This is a genomic window from Bradyrhizobium sp. AS23.2 (assembly GCF_001908185.1).
In the GTDB taxonomy this organism is placed as follows: Bacteria; Pseudomonadota; Alphaproteobacteria; order Rhizobiales; family Xanthobacteraceae; genus Bradyrhizobium.
Genome location: NZ_LGHM01000013.1, coordinates 70,203 through 95,887 on the forward strand (window position 1 = coordinate 70,203; position 25,685 = coordinate 95,887).

At 65.2% G+C, this 25,685-nt stretch carries 21 protein-coding genes; 10 read left to right on the forward strand and 11 right to left on the reverse strand.

Features of this window, described 5'->3' with window-relative positions:
* Positions 1 to 100: 100 nt before the first annotated feature.
* Entirely contained in the window at positions 101 to 511 is a 411-nt protein-coding gene (mutT, locus tag AC630_RS02780; protein WP_074116958.1) for an 8-oxo-dGTP diphosphatase MutT, read from the reverse strand.
* 139 nt (positions 512 to 650) lie between these two features.
* Here mutT and AC630_RS02785 point away from each other — a divergent pair, with 139 nt between their 5' ends.
* On the forward strand, positions 651 to 1,982 hold the full coding sequence (locus AC630_RS02785; RefSeq protein WP_074116959.1) for a TadE/TadG family type IV pilus assembly protein: 1,332 nt from the start codon (positions 651 to 653) through the stop codon (positions 1,980 to 1,982).
* Positions 1,983 to 2,141: 159 nt separating this feature from the next.
* On the opposite strand, the gene argJ is transcribed toward AC630_RS02785, so the two are convergent.
* Together argJ and AC630_RS02795 are read right to left on the reverse strand one after the other, a co-directional pair.
* Positions 2,142 to 3,383: a bifunctional glutamate N-acetyltransferase/amino-acid acetyltransferase ArgJ gene (gene argJ, locus AC630_RS02790; protein ID WP_074116960.1), complete on the reverse strand. Its 1,242-nt coding sequence runs from the start codon at positions 3,381 to 3,383 to the stop codon at positions 2,142 to 2,144.
* A 103-nt stretch (positions 3,384 to 3,486) separates the two neighbouring features.
* A complete protein-coding gene (locus AC630_RS02795) occupies positions 3,487 to 4,440 on the reverse strand; it encodes a peptidylprolyl isomerase (RefSeq protein WP_074116961.1) in 954 nt (317 codons plus the stop codon).
* A 352-nt stretch (positions 4,441 to 4,792) separates the two neighbouring features.
* Between AC630_RS02795 and secA the strand changes: the two genes are divergently transcribed.
* Positions 4,793 to 7,633, forward strand: coding sequence for a preprotein translocase subunit SecA (secA, locus tag AC630_RS02800; RefSeq protein WP_074116962.1), 2,841 nt, complete (start codon positions 4,793 to 4,795; stop codon positions 7,631 to 7,633).
* A 236-nt stretch (positions 7,634 to 7,869) separates the two neighbouring features.
* Here secA and AC630_RS02805 read toward each other — a convergent pair whose 3' ends face one another.
* From AC630_RS02805 to AC630_RS02825, 5 genes are all read right to left on the reverse strand, one after another.
* On the reverse strand, positions 7,870 to 8,655 hold the full coding sequence (locus tag AC630_RS02805) for a protein NO VEIN domain-containing protein (protein WP_245330239.1): 786 nt from the start codon (positions 8,653 to 8,655) through the stop codon (positions 7,870 to 7,872).
* 148 nt (positions 8,656 to 8,803) lie between these two features.
* Entirely contained in the window at positions 8,804 to 10,348 is a 1,545-nt protein-coding gene (locus AC630_RS02810; protein ID WP_167561120.1) for a L,D-transpeptidase family protein, read from the reverse strand.
* 460 nt (positions 10,349 to 10,808) lie between these two features.
* The gene (locus tag AC630_RS02815; RefSeq protein WP_074116964.1) at positions 10,809 to 11,771 is read right to left on the reverse strand and encodes an acetyl-CoA carboxylase carboxyltransferase subunit alpha; all 963 of its coding nucleotides are present in this window, start codon (positions 11,769 to 11,771) and stop codon (positions 10,809 to 10,811) included.
* Positions 11,772 to 11,967: 196 nt separating this feature from the next.
* Positions 11,968 to 12,939: a site-specific tyrosine recombinase XerD gene (gene xerD / locus AC630_RS02820; RefSeq protein ID WP_074116965.1), complete on the reverse strand. Its 972-nt coding sequence runs from the start codon at positions 12,937 to 12,939 to the stop codon at positions 11,968 to 11,970.
* Between the two features lie 17 nt (positions 12,940 to 12,956).
* Positions 12,957 to 13,103, reverse strand: a complete 147-nt coding sequence (locus tag AC630_RS02825; RefSeq protein WP_074116966.1) for a histidine kinase — start codon at positions 13,101 to 13,103, stop codon at positions 12,957 to 12,959.
* A 147-nt stretch (positions 13,104 to 13,250) separates the two neighbouring features.
* On the opposite strand from AC630_RS02825, the gene AC630_RS02830 reads away from it, so the two are divergent.
* From AC630_RS02830 to AC630_RS02840, 3 genes are all read left to right on the forward strand, one after another.
* Positions 13,251 to 13,874, forward strand: coding sequence for a shikimate kinase (locus AC630_RS02830; RefSeq protein WP_074116967.1), 624 nt, complete (start codon positions 13,251 to 13,253; stop codon positions 13,872 to 13,874).
* A complete protein-coding gene (gene aroB, locus AC630_RS02835) occupies positions 13,871 to 15,019 on the forward strand; it encodes a 3-dehydroquinate synthase (protein WP_074116968.1) in 1,149 nt (382 codons plus the stop codon). Before AC630_RS02830 ends, aroB begins: the two co-directional genes overlap by 4 nt.
* Before the next feature lie 126 nt (positions 15,020 to 15,145).
* Positions 15,146 to 16,450 (forward strand): HlyC/CorC family transporter, encoded by a 1,305-nt coding sequence (locus tag AC630_RS02840; RefSeq protein WP_074116969.1) that lies wholly within the window; start codon positions 15,146 to 15,148, stop codon positions 16,448 to 16,450.
* Between the two features lie 49 nt (positions 16,451 to 16,499).
* Here AC630_RS02840 and AC630_RS02845 read toward each other — a convergent pair whose 3' ends face one another.
* Positions 16,500 to 16,784, reverse strand: a complete 285-nt coding sequence (locus tag AC630_RS02845; protein WP_083636109.1) for a BolA family protein — start codon at positions 16,782 to 16,784, stop codon at positions 16,500 to 16,502.
* Between the two features lie 146 nt (positions 16,785 to 16,930).
* On the opposite strand from AC630_RS02845, the gene AC630_RS02850 reads away from it, so the two are divergent.
* Positions 16,931 to 17,566 (forward strand): J domain-containing protein, encoded by a 636-nt coding sequence (locus AC630_RS02850; RefSeq protein WP_074116970.1) that lies wholly within the window; start codon positions 16,931 to 16,933, stop codon positions 17,564 to 17,566.
* A 255-nt stretch (positions 17,567 to 17,821) separates the two neighbouring features.
* On the opposite strand, the gene AC630_RS02855 is transcribed toward AC630_RS02850, so the two are convergent.
* A complete protein-coding gene (locus AC630_RS02855) occupies positions 17,822 to 18,925 on the reverse strand; it encodes a citrate synthase/methylcitrate synthase (protein WP_074116985.1) in 1,104 nt (367 codons plus the stop codon).
* A 76-nt stretch (positions 18,926 to 19,001) separates the two neighbouring features.
* Here AC630_RS02855 and AC630_RS02860 point away from each other — a divergent pair, with 76 nt between their 5' ends.
* Entirely contained in the window at positions 19,002 to 20,231 is a 1,230-nt protein-coding gene (locus tag AC630_RS02860) for a citrate synthase family protein (protein WP_074116971.1), read from the forward strand.
* A 166-nt stretch (positions 20,232 to 20,397) separates the two neighbouring features.
* On the opposite strand, the gene AC630_RS02865 is transcribed toward AC630_RS02860, so the two are convergent.
* Positions 20,398 to 21,057, reverse strand: coding sequence for a DedA family protein (locus tag AC630_RS02865; RefSeq protein WP_074116972.1), 660 nt, complete (start codon positions 21,055 to 21,057; stop codon positions 20,398 to 20,400).
* 311 nt (positions 21,058 to 21,368) lie between these two features.
* On the opposite strand from AC630_RS02865, the gene cobS reads away from it, so the two are divergent.
* From cobS to AC630_RS02880, 3 genes are all read left to right on the forward strand, one after another.
* Positions 21,369 to 22,367, forward strand: a complete 999-nt coding sequence (cobS, locus tag AC630_RS02870; RefSeq protein ID WP_074116973.1) for a cobaltochelatase subunit CobS — start codon at positions 21,369 to 21,371, stop codon at positions 22,365 to 22,367.
* A 184-nt stretch (positions 22,368 to 22,551) separates the two neighbouring features.
* Entirely contained in the window at positions 22,552 to 24,456 is a 1,905-nt protein-coding gene (gene cobT / locus AC630_RS02875) for a cobaltochelatase subunit CobT (RefSeq protein ID WP_074116986.1), read from the forward strand.
* Positions 24,453 to 25,526: an esterase-like activity of phytase family protein gene (locus AC630_RS02880; RefSeq protein ID WP_074116974.1), complete on the forward strand. Its 1,074-nt coding sequence runs from the start codon at positions 24,453 to 24,455 to the stop codon at positions 25,524 to 25,526. The genes cobT and AC630_RS02880 overlap by 4 nt, the downstream gene beginning before the upstream one ends.
* The last annotated feature ends 159 nt before the right edge of the window (positions 25,527 to 25,685 follow it).

Sequence of the window (25,685 nt, forward strand, 5' to 3'; positions counted from 1 at the left end):
CGCGGCAGGCATGGGCCCCGGGCTCTGCAGCGCATCGCTGAACTGGACGATGCTTCACATCGCCAGGGAAGTGCTGCGCTGCGTCCGGGGCACGGAAACCTCACATCAGCAAATCGATCAGATGCGGGATCAGCGGAATGTCCGCGGGCGGCATCGGATAGTCGCGCAGCTTGTTGGCGCGGACCCAGGCGAGGGTCTGGCCTTCGCGCGGGGTGACCTGACCTTCCCAGCGCCGGCAGATGTAGAGCGGCATCAAGAGATGAAACGTCTCGTAGCCGTAGCTCGCGAAGGTCAGCGGGGCCAGGCACGGCTCGGCGACGGTAATGCCGAGCTCCTCGGAGAGCTCGCGGATCAAGCTCTGCTCCGGCCGCTCGCCAGCCTCGAGCTTGCCGCCGGGAAATTCCCAGAGGCCGGCCAGCGTCTTGCCCTCGGGGCGCTGCGCGATCAGGACGCGCTTGTCGGCGTCTACAAGCGCGCACGCCACCACCAGTGTCAGTTTGAGATCGGCCATGCCTGAAATGTCGCTCGCTGAAGATGATCCGCAACGGTTCGTTAACCCCGTTTCGGCCCGTGTTTCCGAGATCTCCATAAGTCATATTTAATTGACGGTTCCTAGGGTGGAAACGGTCAAACCACTCCGGGCCCGATCCATGCGCGCTACGCTTCGCACCATCGTCCGCCGGTTTATCCGCGACCGGCGCGGCAATATCGCGGTGATCTTCGCACTCTGCTGCGTTCCCCTGATCACGGTGGTCGGCTGCGCGGTCGATTACGCCCGCGCGACGCAGATGCAGTCCAAGCTTCAGGCCGCGGCCGATGCGGCCAGCGTCGGCTCGGTCGCGAAAGCGTCGCCGGCGTTTGCCGCGGCGGGCTCGATGACCTCGGACGGTCCGATCCCCGTTGGCGCCACCGATGTCCAGAACATTTTCAATGCCAACGTTGCCAACCTGACCGGCTACACGCTGGGCAGCGTCACGCCGACCGTGGTCAAGACCGGATCGACGGTCACCTCGACCGTTACGTTCAGCGGCACCATCAACACCATGTTCCTCGGTGTGATCGGCAAGACCGCGCTGAAGGTGACCGGCACGTCGACCGCCACGGCCACCATGCCGCTCTATGTCGACTTCTACCTCCTGATGGACAATTCGCCGTCGATGGGCGTGGCGGCGACGCCGACGGACGTCAGCACCATGGTCGCCAACACGTCCGACAAATGCGCCTTCGCCTGCCACGACTACAACGACGCCAATAACTATTACAATCTCGCCAAGAAGCTCGGCGTGACGACGCGGATCGACGTGCTGCGCAGCGCGACCCAGTCGCTGATGGATACGGCCGCGGCGATCGAGACTTATTCGAACCAGTTCCGCATGGCGATCTACGATTTCGGCGCGTCGTCGAAGACCATCGGCCTGCGCGCGCTGTTCTCGCTCTCGGCGAGCCTGTCGAGCGCCAAGACGGCGGCCGGCGGCATCGACCTGATGGGTGTCTACGGCAACAATGACGCCTATACCGCCGACAAGGACACGCAGTTCAGCACGGTCTTTCCGGCGATCAACAACGTGATCAGTGCGCCCGGAGCCGGGACATCGGCGGCGCCGATGAAATATCTGTTCTTCGTCTCGGACGGCGTCGCCGACGAGTACAACACCGGCTGCGCCAAGCCGACGGTGAGCGGCGGACGCTGCCAGTCGCCGATCAACGTCTCGCTCTGCACCACCATCAAGAACCGCGGCATCAAGATCGCGGTGCTCTACACCACCTATCTGCAGCTCCCGACCAATTCCTGGTACATGAGCTACATCGACCCCTTCAACAAGGGACCGTTCGGGCCGTCGCCGAACAGCGAGATCGCGAAGAACATGCAGAGCTGTGCTTCGCCGGGACTGTATTTCGAGGTGAGCCCGACACAGGGCATCTCGGAGGCGATGAATGCGCTGTTCAGGAAGGCGGTCGCGGACGCGCGGATCTCGGGGTGATATGATCACCTCGCCCCGCTTGCGGGGAGAGGTCGGAATTCGCGCGTAGCGCGGATTCCGGGTGAGGGGGACTCTCCGCGGGTCCAACTGTCACCGTCAATGCGGAAGCAGCCCCTCACCCCGACCCTCTCCCCGTAAGAACGGGGCGAGGGAGAACAGCTACGACCTGTAATCCCCGTTGATCGCGACATATTCCTTGGTGAGGTCGCAGGTCAGCACGCGATCGCGGCCCTTGCCGAGGCCGAGCGAAACCTTGATCGCGATTTCCGGCGCCTTCATCGCCTCCGACACTTGCGCCTCGTCATAGGACGGATCGCGCGCGCCGCTCTTGGCGACGCGGATGCCGTTGAAGGAGATCGAGAGCTTGTCGCGATCGGCCGGCTCGCCGGCCTTGCCGACCGCCATCACCACGCGCCCCCAATTGGCGTCCTCGCCCGCGATCGCGGTTTTCACCAGTGGCGAGTTGGCGATCGACATCGCGATCTTGCGCGCCGACGCCTTGGTCTTGGCACCCTCGACCGTGATCTCGACCAGCTTGCGCGCGCCCTCGCCGTCGCGGGCAACCTGCTCGGAGAGGTTGGCGAGCACCTGGTTGAATGCCTTGACGAACGCCTTCAGGCGCGGATCGCTGGCGCGGCTGATCTTTGGCGCGCCATGCTCGGCGGCAGCGCCCGTCGCGAAGGCGAGCAGGGTATCCGAAGTCGAGGTGTCACCATCGATGGTCACCGCGTTGAAAGTGTCCTCGACACCGCTCTTGAGCAGCGCCTGGAGCGCGGCGGGCGCGATCGGCGCGTCGGTGAAGATGAAGGACAGCATCGTCGCCATGTCGGGCGCGATCATGCCGGCGCCCTTGGCCATGCCGTTGATGGTGACCTTGGCCTTGCCGAGCTTGACGGTCGCGGTCGCGACCTTCGGGAAGGTGTCGGTGGTCATGATCGCCTTGGCCGCGGCGAGATAATCGCCGGGCTCGGCGGCGTCGGCCAGCCGGCCGAGCACGCCGTCGAACTTGGTCGCGTCCAGCGGCTCGCCGATCACGCCGGTCGAAGCCAGGAAGATTTCGCCCTCGCCGCACCCGACGGCCTTGGCCGCGATCTTCGCGGTCAGCGCCGTGGAGGCGCGGCCGGTCTTGCCGGTGAAGGCATTGGCATTGCCGGAATTGACCACCAGCGCGCGGGCCTTGCCGCCCTTCAGCTTGGCGCGGCACCATTCCACCGGCGCGGAGGGGCATTTCGACCGGGTGAAGACGCCGGCAACAGTGGTTCCCTTGTCCATGACCGCCAGCAGCACGTCGGTGCGGTTCTTGTAGCGGATGCCGGCCTCGGCCGTCGCGAGACGGACCCCCGCAATCACGGGCATGTCGGGGACGTGTTTCGGGGCGAGCGGGGAGACGGTTGAGGACATCGCGGGGCGCCTTGATGGGGTCTGGACATGCAGATGGCCGGGCGATGCCCGGCCATTGCGATGCTCTAGATACTCTTGGCGTCAGCGAAGTGACAGCGAATTCTTACTTCTTCGCCGGGGGAGCCATCTTGCTGTCGGACGGCTTGGCCGCGTCGGCCGGCTTGGCATCCGGCTTGGCATCCGACTTGGCGTCCGGCTTGGCCGCATCAGCCGCCGGCTGGTCCAGGCGCTCGACCTTGGCCTCCGCGCGCAGCTTGGAGACATAGTCGGCCTGGGCCTTGCGGGTGACGTAGTTCTCGATCTGGGCCTTGACCTGCTCGAAGTCCGGCGCCTTGCGGTTGCGCTTTTCCTCGACCTTGATGATGTGCCAGCCGAACTGCGACTTCACGGGGTCGGAGATCTTGCCCGGCTCGAGCGAGAAGGCCACCGCCGAGAATTCCGGCACCATCTGCTCCTTGGTGAAGAAGCCGAGGTCGCCGCCATCGGCAGAGCCCGGATCCTTGGACTTCTTCTTGGCGAGCTCGGCGAAATCGGCGCCCTTGTCGAGCTCGGCCTTCACCGCCTTGGCCTCGTCCTCGGTCTCGACCAGGATGTGGCGCGCGCGCACCTCCTGTTCGCCGGTGATCTGCTTGGAGGCCTCTTCATAGACCTTCTTCATGGCGTCGGGGGTGTTGGCGGCCTTGCCCTCGTTGGCGAGCAGGCTGTCCATCAGCAGGCGGTTGCGGGCAAACGCCAGGCGCTTCTTGAACTCCTCGCTGTCGGCGACCTTCTTGTCCTCGGCAGCCTTGGAGACGATCTTCATGTCGATCAGGAAGGACAGGACGTTCTCGTCCTTGGTCGCCGGGTCCATCTGGGCGAGGCTCGGTCCGAGTTCCTCCTCGGCCATGGCGACGTCGCTCTTCTTGATTTCCACGCCGTTGACCTTGGCCAGCACCGGATCGTCGGCCGCCCGGAGCGGGCCCGCGAAAGCCAGGGACAGCGCCAAAGCGAGGCAGCCAGCCAGGGCGGACGCGTGGCGGAAACGCTGGCCGGTGGTTACCGGGAACGAGGTGGTCATGGAAAATCCTTTTGTTGAAGCAGGGGGCTGCTCGAGCGGGGCGGACACTCGCCCAATTCAGGGGGGCTTGGCAACGCGAAAAGTCTGTCAAAATGATGAATTAGCCGCAAGGTGGCCGCCGTTGACAAGGCTAGGGGCCGGCCATATCTCTCACCGGTCGCGTCCATGGCGATGGCGTTTATTTTGCTGCGTTTTTGGCCGTTGAACCCTGACTTGCTCAATTCCCACCCATATGGCGGATGACCCCGCAGTCCGGGCACTGGCACCACAAGGCGTCACGGTGAGTTGATAGGCAAGAAGGTGACAACCTCTTGGCTGCAACGCGGTTAATTCGCGAACACAGGAACTAGGCATGATCGGCGCGCTCGCCCGCAAGTTTTTCGGCTCCGCCAACGACCGGCGGGTGAAGGGATACCAGTCCCGCGTCAACGCGATCAACGCGCTGGAACCCGAGGTCTCGAAACTCTCCGACGAGGCGCTGAAAGCCCGGACCGCCGAATTCAAGAAGCAGCTCGCCGAGGGCAAGACGCTCGACGATATCCTGGTGCCCGCCTTCGCCACCGTGCGCGAGGCCGCCAAGCGCACCCTCGGCCAGCGCCATTTCGACGTCCAGCTCATCGGCGGCATCGTGCTGCACGAGGGCGACATCGCCGAGATGAAGACCGGCGAAGGCAAGACGCTGGTCGCAACGCTTGCGGTCTACCTCAACGCGCTCGCCGGCAAGGGCGTCCACGTCGTCACCGTCAACGACTACCTCGCCCGCCGCGACTCCGGCTGGATGGGTCAGATCTACGGCTTCCTCGGCATGACCACCGGCGTGATCGTCCACGGGCTGGACGATGCCGAGCGCAAGGCGGCCTATGCCTGCGACATCACCTACGGCACCAACAACGAATACGGCTTCGACTACTTACGCGACAACATGAAGTACCGGCTCGAGGACATGGTCCAGCGGCCGCACTTCTTCGCCATCGTCGACGAGGTCGACTCCATCCTGATCGACGAAGCGCGCACGCCGCTGATCATCTCCGGTCCGCTCGACGACCGCTCCGACTTCTACAACACCATCGATTCGTTCCTGCCCAAGCTCGACAAGTCCGACTACGAGGTCGACGAGAAGCAGCGCACGGTGACGCTGACCGAAGGCGGCATGGAGAAGATCGAGACGCTGCTGCGCGATGCCGGCCAGCTCAAGGGCGAATCGCTCTACGACGTCGAGAACGTTTCCGTCGTGCACCACATCAACCAGGCGCTGCGCGCCCACACGCTGTTCACCCGCGACAAGGACTACATCGTCCGTGACGACGAGGTCGTCATCATCGACGAGTTCACCGGACGCATGATGCCGGGCCGGCGCTATTCGGAAGGCCTGCACCAGGCTCTCGAGGCCAAGGAGCACGTCCAGGTCCAGCCCGAGAACCAGACGCTGGCCTCGATCACCTTCCAGAACTACTTCCGCATGTACGAGAAGCTTGCGGGCATGACCGGTACGGCCGCGACCGAAGCGGACGAATTGTTCGACATCTACAAGCTCGAAGTGCTGGAGATCCCGACCAACCTGCCGATCGCGCGCCTCGACGAGGACGACGAGGTCTACCGCACGCAGAAGGAAAAATACGCCGCCATCCTCGCCGAGATCGAGCGCGCCAATTCGCGGCTCCAGCCGGTGCTGGTCGGCACGGCGTCGATCGAGAAGTCGGAAGTGCTCGCCGAGTTCCTGAAGCAGAACGGCTACAAGCAGATCGATTTCGGCAAGGAGCACGCGCTCGACAAGCTCTATGCCGCGGCCCGCGCCGGCAAGCCGGCAAAGCTGTTCGCGGTGCTGAACGCGCGCTTCCACGAGCAGGAAGCCTACATCGTCGCGGAAGCCGGCGTGCCCGGCGCGATCACGATCGCGACCAACATGGCCGGCCGCGGCACCGACATCAAGCTCGGCGGCTCGCTCGAGATGCGCATCCAGCAGGAGACTGCGGGCATCGAGGACGAAGCCGAGAAGGCCAAGAAGATCGAGCAGATCAAGGCCGACATCGCGCGCTTCCGCGACATCGTGCTCAAGGCCGAGGAAACCGTCGAGATCGAGCCGGCGAAGGGCTCAAAGCCCGCCAAGACCGTGACGAAGCCCGGCGGCCTCTACATCATGGGCTCCGAGCGTCACGAATCCCGCCGCATCGACAACCAGCTCCGCGGTCGTTCCGGCCGTCAGGGCGACCCCGGCCGCTCGAAGTTCTTCCTGTCGCTGGAAGACGATTTGATGCGCATCTTCGGCTCGGATCGTCTCGACAGCATGCTCCAGCGTCTCGGCCTGCAAGAGGGCGAGGCCATCATCCATCCCTGGATCAACAAGGCCTTGGAGAAGGCGCAGCAGAAGGTCGAGGCGCGCAACTTCGACATCCGCAAGAACCTCCTCAAGTTCGACAACGTCCAGAACGACCAGCGCAAGGTGATCTTCGACCAGCGCGTCGAGCTGATGAAGGACGAGAGCGTCGCCGAGACCGTCGCCGACATGCGGCACGCCTTCATCGACGACCTCGTCGCCAAGCACGTGCCCGAGCATGCCTATGCCGAGCAGTGGGACGTCGCGGGGCTCAAGGAAGAATTGAAGCGCGTGCTCGATCTCGACCTGCCGGTCGACGAATGGGCCAGGGAAGAGGGTATCGCCGACGAGGAGTTGCTCAACCGCATCGAGAATCGCGCCGACGAGCACATGGCGGCGAAGGTCGCGCAATGGGGCCCCGACGTGATGCGTTACGTCGAGAAGACCATCCTGTTGCAGACGCTCGACCATCTCTGGCGCGAGCACCTGATCATGCTCGACCATCTGCGCCAGGTCATCGGCCTGCGCGGCTACGGCCAGCGCGATCCGTTGCAGGAGTACAAGACCGAAGCCTTCAACCTCTTCCAGGAGATGAGCGCTCACTTACGCGAGGCCGTCACCGCGCAGCTGATGCGGGTCGAGATCGTCCCGCCGGAGCAGGAAGCCCCGCTGCTGCCCGCGATGGAAGCGCACAAGTTCGACCCGAACACCGGCGAGGACGAAATGGCCGTCGCCAACGTCTCGCTCGCCCCGCAGCACACCGACGCAGCCCTGCGCGATCCGAAGAACCCGGCAAGCTGGGGCAAGGTCGGCCGCAACGAGGACTGTCCGTGCGGGTCAGGCAAGAAGTACAAGCACTGCCACGGGCGGTATGCGTAGCACCTGAAGCGTAGCTGTGAGGCACGTCGTCGGCGCCTCACTCTCCGCCGTCGTCGCGCGGCTCGTCCGGGCGACCGAGGACGCCGCGGCGCATCGGCTCACTCATAACCGTCTCTGAATACCGGATCGCCCGCTCCAGTGCACAAGTGCGCACGAGGCGGGCGATGACCGCTCACGTGGCGCGCAGCTTTTCCCGCATCGTCATCCTGACTTTCGTCGGGACGATTTTCCGGGCCCTACCTCGGCTCGGCAGCGTACGTCGTCGGTGTCATGAAAAGCTGATCTTCAAGCGGCGGAGCAACCTCGAACATCTGCGCGCTGTTGCGGAAATGGAAGACACGCCGGATCCGGTACAATTCACTTCGTTCCGCGGCGACGTCGACCTCTCGCCTGGTCAGCCAAAACGCCGTACGCTCGTGCCCACATGTCGTCTTGATCTCCAGCAGCCGCTCTCGGCCGTCAGGCTCAAAGGATCGCACGTCGTAACCGTATCCATCGCCGTCCAGGTCAGAAACCCATCGAACGTCGGCAGCAAGGTCGTCACGCCCAGCTCGTCGCAGGCGGTCGCGCTCGAACTCCACGACGAATTTCTCGCCGGCTTTTCCTAACTCACGATTTCTGGCGTCCCGCTCGGCCGGATCGAACTTGCCAACAAGTCGCCGGACGGCTGGCGTCAGCATCTTGTCCAAATCGGCGAAGGATGGCGGAGGAACGAGGATCGCGTCGTCGTTCAGCGAGAGCGGTTGAGTGTCTTCGCTCGTGGGGTAAAGAAAGCTTGGCTCTCGCCCGACATTCCGCTCAACAGCCGCCACCAAGGCGTCCTGATAGTGCGCCAACGGCTTGTAGCCGTTGATCCATTGTGCCCCGAGCATATCCAGAACGGCGGAGATGTTTTGGAGCTTTCGTTCGATTGATCCTTCTGACCGGTGGACGGTCTTCATCAGTTGGCGCCGGTTCTCCGCCTTGCTGTAGCGCACGCCGGCTCGTTCCGAGGCCAACATTTCGAAATAGCTGTCGACCACGGAGGAGACCTCGCTCTCCGTCCAACGTGTCCCAGCGATCGCTTCAGTTTGTTCCCGGTCCAAGCTCTAACCTCTTGGACTCAGAACGTATCAAGGGGAAGGCCAAGCGCAATCGAGCTGCGCTGCTGCACGAATGATCGCCCGCGCCCTACTTCACCGCCCCGAACCGGCTGTCGAACGAGTTCGACGACACCACCGGCGCGGCACCGGCCATCTGCGCGCTGTCACCCGCACCATCGGACGCCGACGGCTTCAGCGCGGGCCGCGTCGCGGCGACCTTTGTCTCGGCCGGCTTCGCCGGCTCGGCGGGTTTGGCGGTTGCGACCGCCTTGTCCTTGGACGCATCGTGACCTGGCACGAACCTCGTCACTGCGGCCTTGAGCCTGGACGCCGCGGTCGGCGGCGCTGCGGGCTTGGTGGCCGGGGCCACGGACGCCGTGGCTTGCGGCGGCGGGGTGGTGGCCGTGGTGTCAGCCGTGCCCATGCCCATCTTGCGGCCGAGGTTGGAGAAGAAGCCGCCTTGCGATTTCTCCTGGGACTTTTCGGCCGGCGCGGCCGCGGCGACGCGGGTGCTGGTTGCGGGCGCGCTGACTGCGACGACCGGCTCTTCCTGCGGTGAGGCCGCGGCCGGCTCGAGGTTCGGCTTCGGCGGATTGACGTGTCCAGGGATCGTGCCCGGCGCCTTGGCCATCGCCAGCATCTGCAGCGTGGTGCCTTCGGCGCCCTCGGACAGGCCGGTCGAGCCTTCCGGAATCTTCGCGGCAAAGATCTTGTTCATGCCGCCGTCGATGCCGGTGTTCATGCGCGCCACCGGCGTGCCCTTGGCGACGAGCTTTGCGTATTCCGCCTCGTCGCGTCCCTGCTTCTCGCGCACGGCGCTGGCGATATCCTCGGGGATCACATAGGCCGGGCACTTTGCGGACGCGTCGAACACGGGATCGCGCTTGGCGTCCGGCGCCTTCGCCGCATCGAAGACGTACTTCTTCTCGCAGAAATCGACCTTCGGCTCCTGCCGCGTCACCTCGAAATGATCATAGCCTTCCTTGATCATCTTCCAGAAGGCCATGTTCGGATTGTTGCGGTGCTTGGCCATATTCACCGGCGTCATCCGGAACGGATAGGCCTGGAACTGGAACGCCTTCTGGCCGCCGAAGAAGGACTCGCGACCGAGAGAATAGATCTCGGCGATCTGCTCGTCGGTCATCGCGTAGCAGCCGCGCGAGGAGCAATCGCCGTGCACCATCAGCTGCGAGCCGGTACGGCCGAGCGCGCGGTCGAACGCGTTCGGGAAGCCCGTGTTGAAGGAGAGATAGTAGGCCGACTGCGGATTCATCTGGCTCGGGTTGATCGAGTAGAATCCTTCCGGCGCCTGGCGGTCGCCTTCGCGCACTTTCGGGCCGAGATCGCCCGACCAGCGGCAGATCGGATAGGTCTTGAGCAGCGCGAACTGGCCACTTCGGGTCTGCTTCCAGATCTCGAGCTCGGCCTCCTGCTTGAACAGGCGGATCAGAATCGGCGACTGCAGGTCCATGTTCTTCTCGCCCATCGCGGCGACGAGTTTTGGCGGGACCGGCTGGTTGGCTTTGGCGTTGGTCGCGAGCGACACCTGGTCGGTATCGCAGCCGGCGAGCAACGCGCTGGCCGTTAGCGCAAGTGAAGCCAAGAGCGCGCGAGCGAGCGAACGAGAAATCAAGATGGACCCCACACCGTGCCGGGCAAGGAGCGCGAACCCCAATTTTGGAGCATGACCTGACCGGAGATCCGGGACCCGTCGTGACGGGCATTTTTCAGGCCACGCTCCAGCGCTTATGCCCTGAAGCCATTGATTAAAATTCTAACCTCTGGGTCATGTGGTCGCAACCCGAGCGGGGATCACGAGCCCGTTGGCCCAGTGGCATGGTCAACAGAGACTAAACTTGGACGCGACTTGAGGCGTAACTTGGGACGCAACTAGGGCCTTTCGGCCGGATTCGGACTCAGATCACCGATTTGGGCAGAAAAAGGGTTAACGCGGGGTTACCGAGGGAGGCTGCCCGGGAGGTCTCGTAGGGTGGGCAAAGGTGCGCAGCGCCGTGCCCACCAACCGTTAGAGCTGCTCGGAATGGTGGGCACGCTTCGCTTTGCCCACCCTAAGGCACCAAAACGCGCGCGAATCAGCCCAGTCTCCGGCCGATATCGAGGAATTTCTGCCGCCGCTGCTTGCGGATGGCGTCCCCGTCCAGGCCGCAGAGCTCGTCGAAGGCCTTGGCGATGGCGTCGCCCGTGGTGGCGATCATGGCGGCGGGGTCGCGGTGGGCGCCGCCGACCGGCTCCTTCAGGATCGAGTCGATCACCCCGAAGCGCAGCATGTCCTGGGCGGTGATCTTCATGTTGTTGGCGGCTTCCTGCGCCTTTGTGCCGTCGCGCCAGAGGATGGAGGAGGCGGCCTCCGGCGAGATCACGCTGTAGATCGCGTGCTCCAGCATCAAGACCTTGTTGGCGGTGGTGATCGCGATGGCGCCGCCCGACATGCCCTCGCCGGTGATGATGGCGACGTTCGGCACGGTCAGCGCCAGGCAGGCATCGGTCGAGCGCGCGATCGCCTCGGCCTGGCCGCGCTCCTCCGCGCCGATGCCGGGATAGGCGCCAGCGGAGTCGGCGAGCGACAGCACCGGCAGGCCGAACCGCTCGGCCATCTCCATCAGCCGCACGCATTTGCGATAGCCCTCGGGCCGCGCCATACCGAAATTGTGCTTGATGCGGCTATCGGTGGAATCGCCCTTTTCCTGGCCCATCACGCAGATGGCCTCGCCGCGGAAACGGCCGAAGCCGGCGACCAGCGCCTCGTCCTCGCCGAACTTGCGGTCGCCCGCGAGCGGGGTGAACTCGGTGATCAGGCCCTTGATGAAGTCGTTGAAATGCGGCCGCTGCGGATGCCGCGCGACCAGCGTCTTCTGCCACGGTGTCAGGTTCAGATAGAGGTCGGCCAGCGCCTGCGCCGCCTTGTCCTCGATCCGCTCGATCTCCTCGGCGATGTCAGTGCCGGAGGCCGCGAGCGTACGCAGCTCGTCGACCTTGGAGTCGAGCTCGGCGACGGGCTTTTCGAAGTCGAGATAGCTGCGCATCTGGTCTGGCATCAACTCAGTATAGGGAAGACGGGGCGAAGAGGCGAAACGGATTTGAGCTCGCGGAAAGAAGTGTAGCTTCTTCAATGAGTTGGCCTGTGTGCTCCCAGGAGCCCGCCAAATCATTCGTGAGGCCACGGCTCTTTCTGCGGAGATGTGGCCGAAGTCAAGGCGGTTTCGCCTCGTCGTCCCGGTTGGGCACGAGACCTCACCGCTCCGCCAGCGGGTGCAGATCGCGCACGAGGCTCTTCAGGCGCTCCTCGACCACATGGGTGTAGATCTGGGTCGTCGAGATGTCGGTGTGGCCGAGCAGGGTCTGCACGATGCGCAGATCCGCGCCGTTGTGCAGCAGGTGGCTGGCGAAGGCATGGCGCAGCACATGCGGGGAAACCAGCCGGGCCTGCAGGCCAGAGGCGACCGCCAGCTCCTTCAGGTCGCGGGCAAAATGCTGCCGCGTCAGATGCCCGCTCTCGCCGAAGGAGGGGAATAGCCATTTCGAGGCGGCAAGGCTGTTCTTCTTGTCCGCCTTCGCGGCTTCCGTCGCTGCGAGATAATCGGCCATCGCCTGGCGCGAGGCATCGTTGAGCGGCACCAGGCGTTCCTTGTCGCCCTTGCCGCGCACCACGATCATGCGGGCGTCGCGCTTGGCCGCCGTGCGCGGCAGCGCCACCAGCTCGGAGACGCGCAGGCCTGTCGCGTAGAGCACCTCCAGCAGGCAATAGAGCCGCAAGCTGCGCAGCCGCTGCGAGGCCGAGGCCTCCGCCGCCTCGCTCAATTCCTTGGCGCGGCGAAGCATGCGATCGACATCCGCGATCGAAAGCACCTTCGGCAAGCCGCGCCCGCGCTTGGGGCCGGACAGGATCGCCGCGGGATCTTCGGTCCGGATGCGCTCGGTCAGGAGAAAGCGGAACAGATGCCGCATCGCCGACAGCCGCCGTGCGACGCTCGACGATTTGAAGCCGCGTGCATCGAGATCGCCAAGATAGTCGCGCAGGACTTGCGTCTCCGCGTCCGCAAATGTGTGGCCGACGCGGCCGAGAAACTCGGAGAAATCGGTGAGGTCGCGGCGGTAGGCGTCGAGCGTATTGGGGCCGGCGCCCTGTTCCGCCGCGAGCATGTCGAGGAACAGGCCGGTGAGCTTGCTATCTGAGGACTTGTTTGCGGAAGACTTGGCACGCATGCCCCGCAGCCTAGCTCCTATTTCTTGAGAAATTTGTCAGGCGGGATCGTCACCGTCATTTCCCGCGGCTTGGGACTGACGAAGTTCGCCAGCGCGAAGACCACGCCATAGACGATGCCGGCGATCACGGCGACGACCGTCAGGAAGCGGAACAGGCTGGGCATCGGGAACGGTCTCGGGCGGCCAAATTAACCAATGAAATCATCCAACATGTTCGCCGTTTCGTGGCAAGAGTCCTCTGGCGAGCCCCCCTGCGGGGTCGTATAGGTGGCCAAAGGATGCCGCCTTTGGCGGCAGATCGAGCGAGATTCATGTCCGAGGCCGCTTTGCCGATACCTGCTTCGCCTGAGACCGACATCCTGTCGGCGCTCGGGACGCGCTCGATCGTGCTCGTCGGCATGATGGGGGCGGGCAAATCCACCATCGGCCGCCGCCTGGCGGCCCGGCTCAAGCTGCCCTTCGTCGATGCCGACACCGAGATCGAGGCGGCGGCCGGCATGACCATACCGGAGATCTTCGAGCGCCACGGCGAGCCGCATTTCCGCGACGGCGAGGCGCGGGTGATCGCGCGGCTGCTCGACGGTGGCCCCCTGGTGCTGGCGACCGGCGGCGGTGCCTTCATGCGCGAGGAAACGCGGAACCGCATCTCGGAGAAGGCGATCTCGATCTGGCTCAAGGCCGACCACGACGTCATCATGCGCCGGGTGCGCCGCCGCGCCGATCGTCCGCTGCTGCAGACCGCCGATCCCGAAGGAACCGTCGCGCGCCTGCTCACCGAGCGCGAGCCGGTCTACCGCAACGCCGATCTCACCATCGCCTCGCGCGACGTGCCGCACGACAAGATCGTCGAGGAATGCATCGAGACGCTGCGCGCCCATCTCTGCGGTGAGCGGGCGTCCCAACCACCAGCCGATGTCGCGAGTGCCGTTCGATGACTGCGCCTTTGAAACATTCCGATCCCGTGAACGTCGACGTCGCGCTCGGCGATCGCGCCTATGACATCGTCATCGGCCGCGGCGTGCTGGCTTCGCTCGGCGAGCGGGTCGCCGCTTTGCGTCCCGGCGTGCGCACGGCGATCGTCACGGACCGCACCGTCGCGAACTACTGGCTCGAGCCCACCGAGGCATCGCTCGCCGCTAGCGGCATCCCGACGTCGCGAATCGTCGTCGAGGAAGGCGAGATCTCCAAAACCTATGCCGGCCTCGAAAAGGTCAGCGAGGCCCTGATCGGCGCGAAGATCGAGCGCAACGATCTCGTCATCGCGCTCGGCGGCGGCGTGGTCGGCGATCTCGCCGGCTTTGCGGCTGCGATCCTGCGCCGCGGCGTCGATTTCGTGCAGGTGCCGACCTCGCTGCTGGCGCAGGTCGATTCGTCCGTCGGCGGCAAGACCGGCATCAATTCGCCGCAGGGCAAGAATTTGCTCGGCGCCTTCCACCAGCCGGTGCTGGTCATCGCCGACACCGCCGTGCTCGACACGCTGTCGCCGCGGCAATTCCGCGCCGGCTATGCCGAGGTCGCCAAATATGGCGTGCTCGGCGACGAGGCCTTCTTCACCTGGCTGGAGAAGAACCACGCCGACATCTTCAAGGGCGGCTCGGCGCGCGAGCATGCGATCGCGACCTCCTGCCGCGCCAAGGCCGGCGTCGTCTCGCGCGACGAGCGCGAGGCCGGCGAGCGCGCGTTGCTCAATCTCGGTCACACCTTCGGTCACGCGCTGGAAGCCGCGACCGGCTTCTCCGACCGTCTGTTCCACGGCGAAGGCGTCGCCATCGGCATGACGCTGGCGGCGCAGTTCTCGGCGAGGTTCGGCATGCTCGGCGAGGCGGATGCGGCGCGTGTCGAACGTCACCTCATCGAGGCGGGCCTGCCGACCCGTTTGCAGGACATCGCCGGTTTCGCGCAGGAAGGGCTTGGCGACGCCGACGCGCTGATGGCGCTGATGGCTCAGGACAAGAAGGTCAAGCGCGGCAAGCTCACCTTCATCCTGCTGGAGGCTGTGGGGCGCGCCGTGATCGCGAAGGACGTCGAGCCGGCCCTCGTGTGCGATTTCCTCAAGGAGAAGCTTGCGCAAAAGACGTGATGCGCGGCTGGAGCGTTTTCGAGCGAAGTGGACAACGGTTCGCGTAAAGAAAACGCGTCAAAACAAGAATCTAAAGCCCTTTCCGATTCCATCGGAACGGGGCTTTGAGCGGCTGTTGAGTGGTGCATGGACTGGCTCGGATTCACCATCGTCGTCCTCTGCCTCCTGGTCTCGGCGTTCTTCGCCGCGAGCGAGACCGCGCTGACCGGTGCCTCGCGCGCCAGCATGCTGCGGCTCTCCAAGCAGGGTAATCGCGACGCGGACGTCGTTTCGGATCTGCTCGACATGCGCGAGCGCCTGATCGGCGCGCTGCTGCTCGGCAACAACATCGCCAATATCGGCGCCTCCGCGCTTGCGACCGGCATCTTCACGGCCTGGTTCGGCGACGTCGGCGTGCTCTATGCCACCGGCGTGATGACCGCGCTGGTCGTGATCTTCGCGGAAGTGCTGCCCAAGACCATCGCCATCAACGCGCCCGACCGGATGGCGCTTGCGGTCGCGCGCCCGATGCGGCTGACCATGTACGTGCTGGGGCCGCTGCTGCGGGTGGTGGAAGTCATCGTGCGGGTGTTGATGCGTCTGTTCGGCCTCGCGGGCGAGCACCAGGCGATCCTGTCGCCGACCGAACGCCTGCGCGGCGCGGTCGATCTCCTGCATCACGAAGGCAAGTTCGAGAAGCAGGACCGCGACATGCTCGGCGGTCTCCTCGACCTGCGCGAGCTCCAGGTTTCCGACGTCATGATCCATCGCACCGAGATGATGATGATCAACGCCGATCTGCCGCCGGAGGAACTGGTGCGCGAGGTGCTGGCGACCGAATACACCCGCATTCCGCTCTGGCGCGAGAAGCCGGAGAACATCATCGGCGTGCTGCACGCCAAGGATCTGTTGCGCGCGATCCGCGCCTCCGACGGCGACACCTCGCGCATCGACGTCTCCACCATCGCGCTGCCGCCCTGGTTCGTGCCGGAGATGCGACCCGTCTCCGAGCAGCTCAAGGCGTTCCGCCGCCGCAAGACCCATTTCGCGCTCGTCGTCGACGAATACGGCGAAGTCGAAGGTCTTGTGACGCTGGAAGACATTCTGGAAGAGATTGTCGGCGACATCTCCGACGAGCATGACGTCGTGGTCGCGGGCGTGCGGGCCCAGCCGGACGGATCGGTCGTGGTCGACGGCTCGGTGCCGATCCGCGATCTCAACCGCGCCATGGACTGGCGCCTGCCCGATGAAGAGGCAACGACCGTCGCCGGCCTCGTCATTCACGAGGCGCGCTCGATCCCCGACCGCGGCCAGAGCTTCACGTTCCACGGCTTCCGCTTCCGCGTGCTGCGCCGCGAGCGCAACCGCATCACCGCGCTCCGTATTTCACCGGTGCCGCGCGAGGCGGAATTGGAAGAAGCCAAGCCGCGGCGGGCCGGGACGTCGTTTTAGCTGCCACCAGCCGGTGTCATCGCCCGCGAAGGCGGGGCATGACAGCGAGCTAGCTCCCGCCTTCGCCCGGCGCCTGCGCGTGGATCGCCAGCGCATGCACGCTGCCGGAAAGTTCCGCAGCCAGCGCCGAATTTATCATGCGGTGGCGCTCGACCCGGCTCTTCCCTTTGAAGGCTGGAGACACGATATAAACGCGGAAGTGCGTCTCGCCGCTCGGCCGGTGGCCGGCGTGACCCTCATGCAAATGTGACTCGTCCACGACCTGCAGGCTTTCCGGCGTGAAAGCTTCCTGCAACTTGTTGCTGATAGTGTCTCTCATAACCATAAGTGCCATTAAGGTGCGCGATCGCACTCCGTCAATGCCATAGGCCGCTCCTGGCGGCCGTTCCTAAGCGCCGAAGTGAAGCTTCGGCTGCGGGTTTGTAGCTAAATGCAATGTCAAGACTTGAAGGTTTTTGCATTGCGTAGTCAAAGTCAGCCATGCCGATCGATTCATCAAAGTTCTTCGACTCCATTCGCGTCAAGCCGCGGGGCAAGCAGCCCGAGGTGAAGCCGCGCGACACCGTGGTCGCCTGCGAATGGGCCGGGTGTCAGAACAAGGGCGCGCATCGTGCGCCCAAGGGGCGTGAGAACCAGCGTGAGTACTGGCACTTCTGCCTGAACCACGTGCGCGAGTACAACCAGAACTACAATTTCTTCTCCGGCATGAATGCCGACGCCGTCGCGCGCTACCAGAAGGATGCGCTGACCGGCCACCGTCCGACCTGGAAGATGGGCGCCAATGGCGGCGTCAAGAAGGGATCGGAAGCCGAGATCGACGGCGCCTTCGATCCGTTCAGCATGTTCTCCGAGATCAACGGCCGCGCCAACTGGCGCCGCGGGCCCGAGGCCCAGCCCAAGGCCGAGACGCGCAAGGTGATGAACGCCGAGCGCAAGGCGCTTCAGGTCATGGGCCTCGGCCCCAACGCCACGCTCGCCGACGTCAAGAGCAAGTACAAGGCACTGGTGAAGCAGCATCACCCCGACGCCAATGGCGGCGACCGCTCCACCGAAGACCGCCTGATCGAGATCATCAAGGCGTATAATTATCTGAAGACGGTGGTGCGGGAGGCCTAGGCCTCGCACCGTAGCCGGCGCCAAGCCCTCGGTGTCGTCCCGGACAAGCGCAGCGAAGCGGAGCGCCGATCCGGGATCCATAACCCCAGGGAGCAGTTTGGCGAAGACTAGTAGTTACTAGTCCCCTCTGCGGTACAACCACCTGCGCTCACCGAGAAATCACGCGGTATGGGTCCCCGCCCCCCCGTGCGCAATTGCGCACCAGGCGGGGACGATAGCGGATGAGTGGCTCCGCCGTCGCGCACCTCCTGCACTTTACTCCGCACCAGCCTTCGGCATCGCCCCCACATACGACGAGCTCGGCCGGATCAAGCGCCCCGTCCGTTGCTGCTCGCGCCCATGCGCGGTCCACCCCGCGGCGCGCGCCACCGCGAAGATCGGCGTGAAGGCCTGGCGCGGGATCGCGAGCGCATCGAGCAGGATCGCGGTGAAGAACTCCACATTCGTCTCCAGCGGACGATCCGGATTCTTCTTGCGCAGGGCGCTGCGGATATAGGCCTCGACCTCGCCGGCAAACGGCAGGTCGGCGCCGTTGGAGGCGAGCGCCTCGATTGCGGTCTTCAACACGTCGGCGCGCGGATCGCGCACGCGATAGACGCGGTGGCCAAAACCCATCATCCGCTCGCCGCGCGCCAGCGCCGCATCCACCCAGGGCTGGATGCGTTCGCGCGAGCCGATCGCATCGAGCATTTCCAGCACCGGCTCGGGCGCGCCGCCGTGCAGCGGACCCGTGAGCGCGCAATAGCCCGCGGTCACGGCGGCAAACATATCGGCTTGCGTCGAGGCCACCACGCGCGTGGCGAAGGTCGAGGCGTTCATGCCATGGTCGCAGACGGTGACGAGATAGGCATCGAGCGCGGTGGTCTCGCGCAATGCCGGCGCGCGCCCATGCAGCATGCGAAGCGTATCGGCGGCATGGCTCATGCTCGGATCGGGCGCGACCGGGTCGAGCCCCTTGGCGCGTCGGACCAGCGCGCCTGCGATCACCGGAAACGCGCCGACGATCGTCGCTTCATGCTGCAGTCCGTTCTCGGCGCGAAGTCCTGCGACCGCCGCGCGGAACCCGTCGACGATGCCCATGCCGCGGGCCGCCGGCAATAGGTCCGGCAGCCGGGCGAAGGCGCGCTCGCGTGCGGCCCCGAGGCTCGCCCGCACGTTGGCCTCGCTCAGCGTGGTCTTGCTGGCGCCGTTCCAGAGCCGGGCGGTGACGCCCTCAAAGCTCGATTTGGCGGCCAGTCGGCCGACATGCTCGCCGGCGATGATCAACTCGCCGCGCTCGCCGTCGACATGGCTCAGCACGGTCTCGGCCGCGGGAACGCCGTCCAGCCCGATCTGGCTCTTGGTGAGGTGGATGTTCATGGCCCAAATCTCCTGTTCACGGATGGAAAGGTCGGGCCTCTCGACAGATTGATCAATCTTGATTACATAAATCAATATGAAAAATTCTACGGAGCTATACCTCTCCGCCCGTGAGGCCGCTGCCGAGCTCGCGATCTCGCCGGCCACGCTCTACGCCTATGTCAGCCGCGGCCTGATCCGCTCCGAGCCGACGCCGGATTCGCGCAAGAACCGCTACCGTGCCGAGGACGTCCGCGCCCTGAAGGAGCGCCGCGTGCCGTCGCCGGAGCCGCGCGGCCTGCGCAGCTTCGATGCCGACCTGCCGGTGATGGACACGGAAATCTCGACCATCACCGAGGACGGCGCGATCTACCGCGGCGTCAACTGCGTCGATCTTGCCGAGAGCGACACGCTGGAACACACGGCGACGCTGCTCTGGGACGTCTCCAACGTCGATCCTTTCGCGCCGGAGAATCAGCCCGAGATATCGGAGGAGATGCGGACGATCGGGGAAGCCGCGCGCCGGGCAGCGCCGATCGACCGCGCCATCGCCGTGCTCGCGCTTGCCGCGAGCGCCGATCCCCGTGTTTTCACCCGCGCGCCCGACGGCCGTGCGATGGTCGGAGCGCGCATCGTCCGTCTGCTGGTCGCGACCATGCTCAATACCGAGCCGTCGTCCGAGCCGCTGCATCAGGAGATCGCGAAGGCCTGGGCGCCCGACAACAAGCATGCGCCCGAACTGATCCGTCGCGCGCTCGTCCTGCTCGCCGATCACGAATTGAACGCATCGACCTTCACCGCGCGCTGCGCGGCGTCGACCGGCCTCAACCTTTACGACTCCGTCATCGCCGGTCTCGCCGCCCTGAAAGGGCCGAAACACGGCGGTGCCGGCGTGCTGGCCTCGCAGCTCGTCAAGACGCTGGTCGACCGCGATGTCGCTCCGATGGTCCGCGAACGCGTCGCGCTCGGCGAGCGCTTTGCCGGCTTCGGCCATGGCGTCTACAAGCGCGGCGATCCCCGCGCGCAGTCGCTGCTGAACGCGCTGTCGCGCGCCGGCGCGCCGCGAAAATTCACCAGGGAAGTGCCGGAGCGGATTGCGGAGGCGACCGGCGAGTTCGTCAACATCGACTATGCGCTCGCCGTGCTCGTGCATGCGCTGCGCCTGCCGGCCGGCAGCGAGCTCGCGCTGTTCGCGATGGCCCGCAGCGTCGGATGGATCGCCCATGCCAGCGAGCAATTGCAGTTCGGCAAGCTGATCCGCCCGCGGGCGCGCTACGTGGGGCCGGCGCCGGGGCGGCGGATGGGGGTTGCGGACTCCAAGAGTTAATTCTGCCCGGTCATTGACCCTCATGGTGAGGAGCGCGGAACGCGCCGGACGATGCTCCGCATCGCCGGGCGAACCATGCAGGCCACCGCTCTCACCCTGCGGCCATCCTTCGAGACGCCCGCTTCGCGGGCTCCTCAGGATGAGGGCGGAGTGTTTGGCGATAGGACTAAGCCCGCGGCTTGGCCGCCGCCACACCGCCGCCGTTCCGGTGGCGGATGATCCAGATCACCACGCCCAATATGATCGCGACGCCGACGACGGTCAGGATCCAGATGTGCTTGGCCAGATGCACGTGGTGCGGCAGGCCGTAGTATTCATGCAGGGCTGAGACGGCCAGCACGCCCGGCAGCACATGCGCCGGCGCCCACACCAGGATCGCCGGGATATTGACCGCGTAGAATCTCGCAGGCGCCATACCGAGCGCACCGGCGGTAACAGGGACGAAGGCGCGGATCGGTGGCACGAAGCGGCCGAAGAACACGGCCCAGGTGCCGAAGCGGTGGAAGAATGTCTCGCTCTCGGCGATCACGCGCGGATAATTGGTCAGCGGCCAGGTACTGAGGATCTCTCGCTGGCGCCGGTGCCCGATCCAGTAGGCCGAGCCGTCACCCAGGACGGCGCCGGCCGCCGCCGCCAGCAGCACCCATGGCAGCTTGAGGTCACCGCCGGGAACCAGGGCGCTCAGCGCCAGGATAATGGTCGAGCCGGGGACCACCGATCCCACCACCGGAACGGCTTCGAGCAGCGCTGCCAAAAACAGAGTCAGATAGGCCAGCCCCGCATGGGCCGAAACGAAGGATATGAAGGGATCGAGGATGGACGTCACGTCGTCTTTCGTGGTGGGCTGAGGCCCTGGGGTTCACCTTGGGGTTCAGACCCTACATAAGTAGGGAGCGGCGATAAAAGTGCCATTCGCGCAGGCAGGGCCGTTACCCCCGCCCGAAATTCGAGCGCGATTCGCAAGGCAGCCCTCCAAAAACTGCGTTCCTTACCTATCTAAATGAAAAGACAACGGAACTTTGATTGGCACGCGGGCTTCTGCCGGCCCCTTGTCTCTGATAGGTTGATTTTCAGCACCCAGCCGCAGCCAACGTGCGAATAACCGGTTTCGGGACCGCCCGGGACCTCGGAGGATTGATGACGACCGCCGCCATGTCCAAAGTTGAGGAAGTTTCCGGTCTGCCCGACATGAAGGTGTCGGTGCGCCAGGTGTTCGGGATCGACAGCGATCTCGAAGTGCCCGCCTATTCCGAAGTCGATCCTCATGTGCCCGAAGTCGACGCCGACTATCGCTTCGACCGCGCCACCACGCTCGCCATTCTCGCCGGCTTCGCCCGCAATCGCCGCGTGATGGTGACCGGCTATCACGGCACCGGCAAATCCACCCATATCGAGCAGGTCGCCGCGCGACTGAACTGGCCCTGCGTGCGCGTCAACCTCGACAGCCACATCAGCCGTATCGACCTCGTCGGCAAGGACTCGATCGTGGTCCGCGACGGCAAGCAGGTCACCGAATTCCGCGACGGCATCCTGCCCTGGGCGCTCCAGAACAACGTCGCGCTGGTGTTCGACGAATACGACGCCGGCCGCCCCGACGTGATGTTCGTGATCCAGCGCGTGCTGGAGGTCTCCGGCCGCCTGACGCTGCTCGACCAGAACAAGGTGATCAAGCCGCATCCCGCGTTCCGCCTGTTCTCGACCGCCAACACGGTCGGCCTCGGCGACACTTCGGGCCTCTATCACGGCACCCAGCAGATCAACCAGGGCCAGATGGACCGCTGGTCGATCGTCACCACGCTGAACTATCTCAGCCATGACGAGGAAGTGGAGATCGTGCTGGCCAAGGCCAAGCACTATCGCACCCAGGAAGGCCGCGACATCGTCAACAAGATGGTTCGCCTCGCCGATCTCACCCGCAACGCCTTCGCCAACGGCGACCTGTCGACGGTGATGAGCCCGCGCACGGTGATCACCTGGGCGGAAAACGCCGACATCTTCGGCGATATCGGCTTCGCCTTCCGCGTCACCTTCCTCAACAAGTGCGACGAGCTCGAGCGTCCGCTGGTCGCCGAGTTCTACCAGCGCTGCTTCAACGCGGAGCTGCCGGAATCGGCGGTCAACGTGGCGCTCAGCTAAGGTTTGAGATGTCGTCCCGGGCGAGCGAGCTCTTGGCAACGCAAAGCGTTGTTCAGGGCGAGCGCGACACGGGACCGATGACCACAGGACGTGGTTGTTGCGAAGATTGGGCTGTCAGTGTGCTCACTAACTGCTCCCTGTGGCCATGGGTCCCCGCTTTCGCGGGGACGACGGTGAGACCGAGATGAGCACATCATCCAACTCCAAATTCCGTAGCACCAAGGAAGCTCCGACCGAGCCGTTCAAGCGCTCGGTGGCTTCGTGCCTGAAGGCGATCGCCAAGACGCCGGAGCTTGACGTCAGCTTTGCCGCCGAGCGCCCGGGTCTTGCGCCCGGCAAGGCGCGGCTGCCCGAGCCGGCGCGCAAGATGACCAGGCGTGACGCCGCGATCGTGCGCGGCCACGCTGATTCCATCGCGCTCAAGCTCGCCTGTCACGATCCGAAACTGCATCGCAAGCTGATGCCCGGCAATCCGCAGGCGCGCGGCGTGTTCGAGGCGGTCGAGCAGGCGAGAGTCGAGGCCATCGGCGCACGCCGCATGGCGGGCGTTGCCAAGAATCTCACCGCGATGCTCGACGACCATTTCCATCGCGGCAAGTTCGACGAGATCACCGACCGTGCGGATGCGCCGCTCGCCGACGCGCTGGCGATGCTGGTGCGCGAGCGTCTCACCGGCTTGGCGCCGCCGGCGGCTGCGAAGAAGATGGTCGATCTCTGGCGGCCGATTCTCGAAGACAAGATCGGCAAGCGGCTCGACCGGCTGGATGGCGTGGTCGAGGACCAGACCAGGTTCGGCGACGCCGTGCATGATCTCTTGACGGCGCTCGAGCTCGGCGACGAACGCAACGCCGACACCGAGGATAGCGACGACAACGAGGAAAACCGCGACGGCGACAACGACCAGTCCGGCGCCGAGGGCTCGCCCGATTCCGATGCCGCCCAGGAGATGAGCGCCGACCAGGCGCAGGCGACCAGCGAGGAGATGAGCGAGAGCGCGATGGAAAGCGCGCAGGCCTCGACCTCCGACACGTTCGACGACGGCGATCTCGGCGACGACGAGACGCCGGGCGAGGCGACGCGTCCGAATTCGCGCGGCCAGAACGAGCCGCGTGGCCCGGAATACCACGCCTTCGCGCCGAAATTCGACGAGGTGATCTCGGCGGAAGACCTCTGCGACCATGACGAGCTGGAGCGCCTGCGCGCCTATCTCGACAAGCAGCTCGCGCATCTGCAGGGCATCGTCGCCCGTCTCGCCAACCGGCTGCAGCGCCGGCTGATGGCGCAGCAGAACCGCGCCTGGGAGTTCGATCTCGAAGAGGGCATTCTGGATCCCGCGCGCCTGTCGCGCGTGGTGACCGATCCCTATCATCCGCTGTCCTTCATGCACGAGAAGGAAGCGACGTTCCGCGACACCGTGGTGACGCTGCTGCTCGACAATTCCGGCTCGATGCGCGGACGCCCGATCACGGTGGCGGCGACCTGCGCCGACATCCTCGCGCGCACGCTGGAGCGTTGCGGCGTCAAGGTCGAGATCTTGGGCTTCACCACGCGCGCCTGGAAGGGCGGGCAATCGCGCGAAGCCTGGCTTGCCGCCGGCAAGCCGGCCAATCCCGGCCGCCTCAACGATCTCAGGCACATCATCTACAAGTCCGCCGACGCTCCCTGGCGCCGCGCGCGCAAGAACCTCGGCCTGATGATGCGCGAGGGGCTGCTGAAGGAGAACATCGACGGCGAGGCGCTGGACTGGGCGCACAAGCGCCTGCTCGGCCGGCCCGAGCAGCGCAAGATCCTGATGATGATCTCGGACGGTGCGCCGGTCGACGATTCCACGCTGTCGGTCAATCCCGGCAACTATCTCGAGCGGCACCTGCGCCACATCATCGAGGAGATCGAGACCCGCTCGCCGGTCGAGCTGATCGCGATCGGCATCGGTCATGACGTGACGCGCTACTATCGCCGTGCGGTGACGATCGTGGACGCCGAAGAACTCGGCGGCGCCATCACCGAAAAGCTCGCCGAGCTGTTCAGCGAGACCAACACCGCGCCGGCGCAGCCGGCGGGGCGCCCGCGCCGCAAACTGCATTCGTGAGCACGCATCGATCCCGCCGCAGCTTTATCGGCCACGCGGCGGCGGGATTTTCCACTCTCGCATTCTCTCGACTGGCGCAGGCGCAGCTTGCGACCGAGCCGCCGCCGAAACCGGCGCAGATCGAGCACGCCGTCACCGCGCCGGTCAGCATCGAAGTCAATGCGCGGCCGATTCCCAATTTCGAGCCGCGCGATCGCTCGCGCACGCGCTTTGGCTCGCTGGAGTATCGCAGCGGTCTCGTGCTGACCTCGCCGCATCGCGTCTTCGGCGGTCTGTCCGGCATCCGCTTCCTCGATGCCAAGGGCGAGCGCTTCCTCGCGCTTTCCGACCAGGGCACCTGGTTTACCGGCGCGATCCGGTATTCCGGCCGTAGCATGGTGGCGCTCGATGACGTCGAGGCAGCGCCGATGCTCAATGCCGAGGGGCGGCCGATCACGGAGAAGCGCCTCTGGTACGACACCGAGTCGCTCACGCGCGATGGCTCGTTCGTCTATGTCGGGCTGGAGCGCGTCAACCAGATCATGCGCTTCGATTTCGCTAAAGGAGCGACGCGCGCCCGCGGCGAGGTGCTCGCCGTCCCGCCGGCGGTGCGCAAGCTACCCTACAACAAGGGGCTCGAGGCGCTCGTCTTCGTGCCCAAGGGCCGGCCGCTCGCGGGCACCCTGATCGCGTTCTCGGAGCGCGGGTTGGACGCCGATGGCAATCTGGTCGCGTTCCTGATCGGCGGTCCGTCGCCGGGCCAGTTCAGCGTGCGCCGCACCGACAAATTCGACATCAGCGACGCGGTGCTGCTGCCCTCCGGCGAGCTTCTGATCCTCGAACGCAAATTCTCCTGGTTCACCGGGGTCAACATCCGCATCCGCTCGATCCCGCTGAAGTCGATCGCGCCGAACGCGCTGGTCGACGGCCCCGCGCTCTTCGATGCCGATCTCGGCCACGAGATCGACAACATGGAAGGCATCGACGCCCACGTCACGCCCGAGGGCGAGACCGTGCTGACGCTCGTCTCCGACGACAATTTCTCGCTGCTCCAGCGCACGCTGCTGTTGCAGTTCACGCTGGTGGAGTAAGGCACCGTCGTCTCGACACTCTCCGCTGTCGTCCCGGACAAGCGAAGCGCAGATCCGGGACCCCTGCGCGAGCGCTTGCGCTCGTCGCGATAACCACAGGGAGCGGTTTGGCGAAGACTCGTGGTTACCAGCGTCGTCCAACGACTCCTCCCTGTGGTT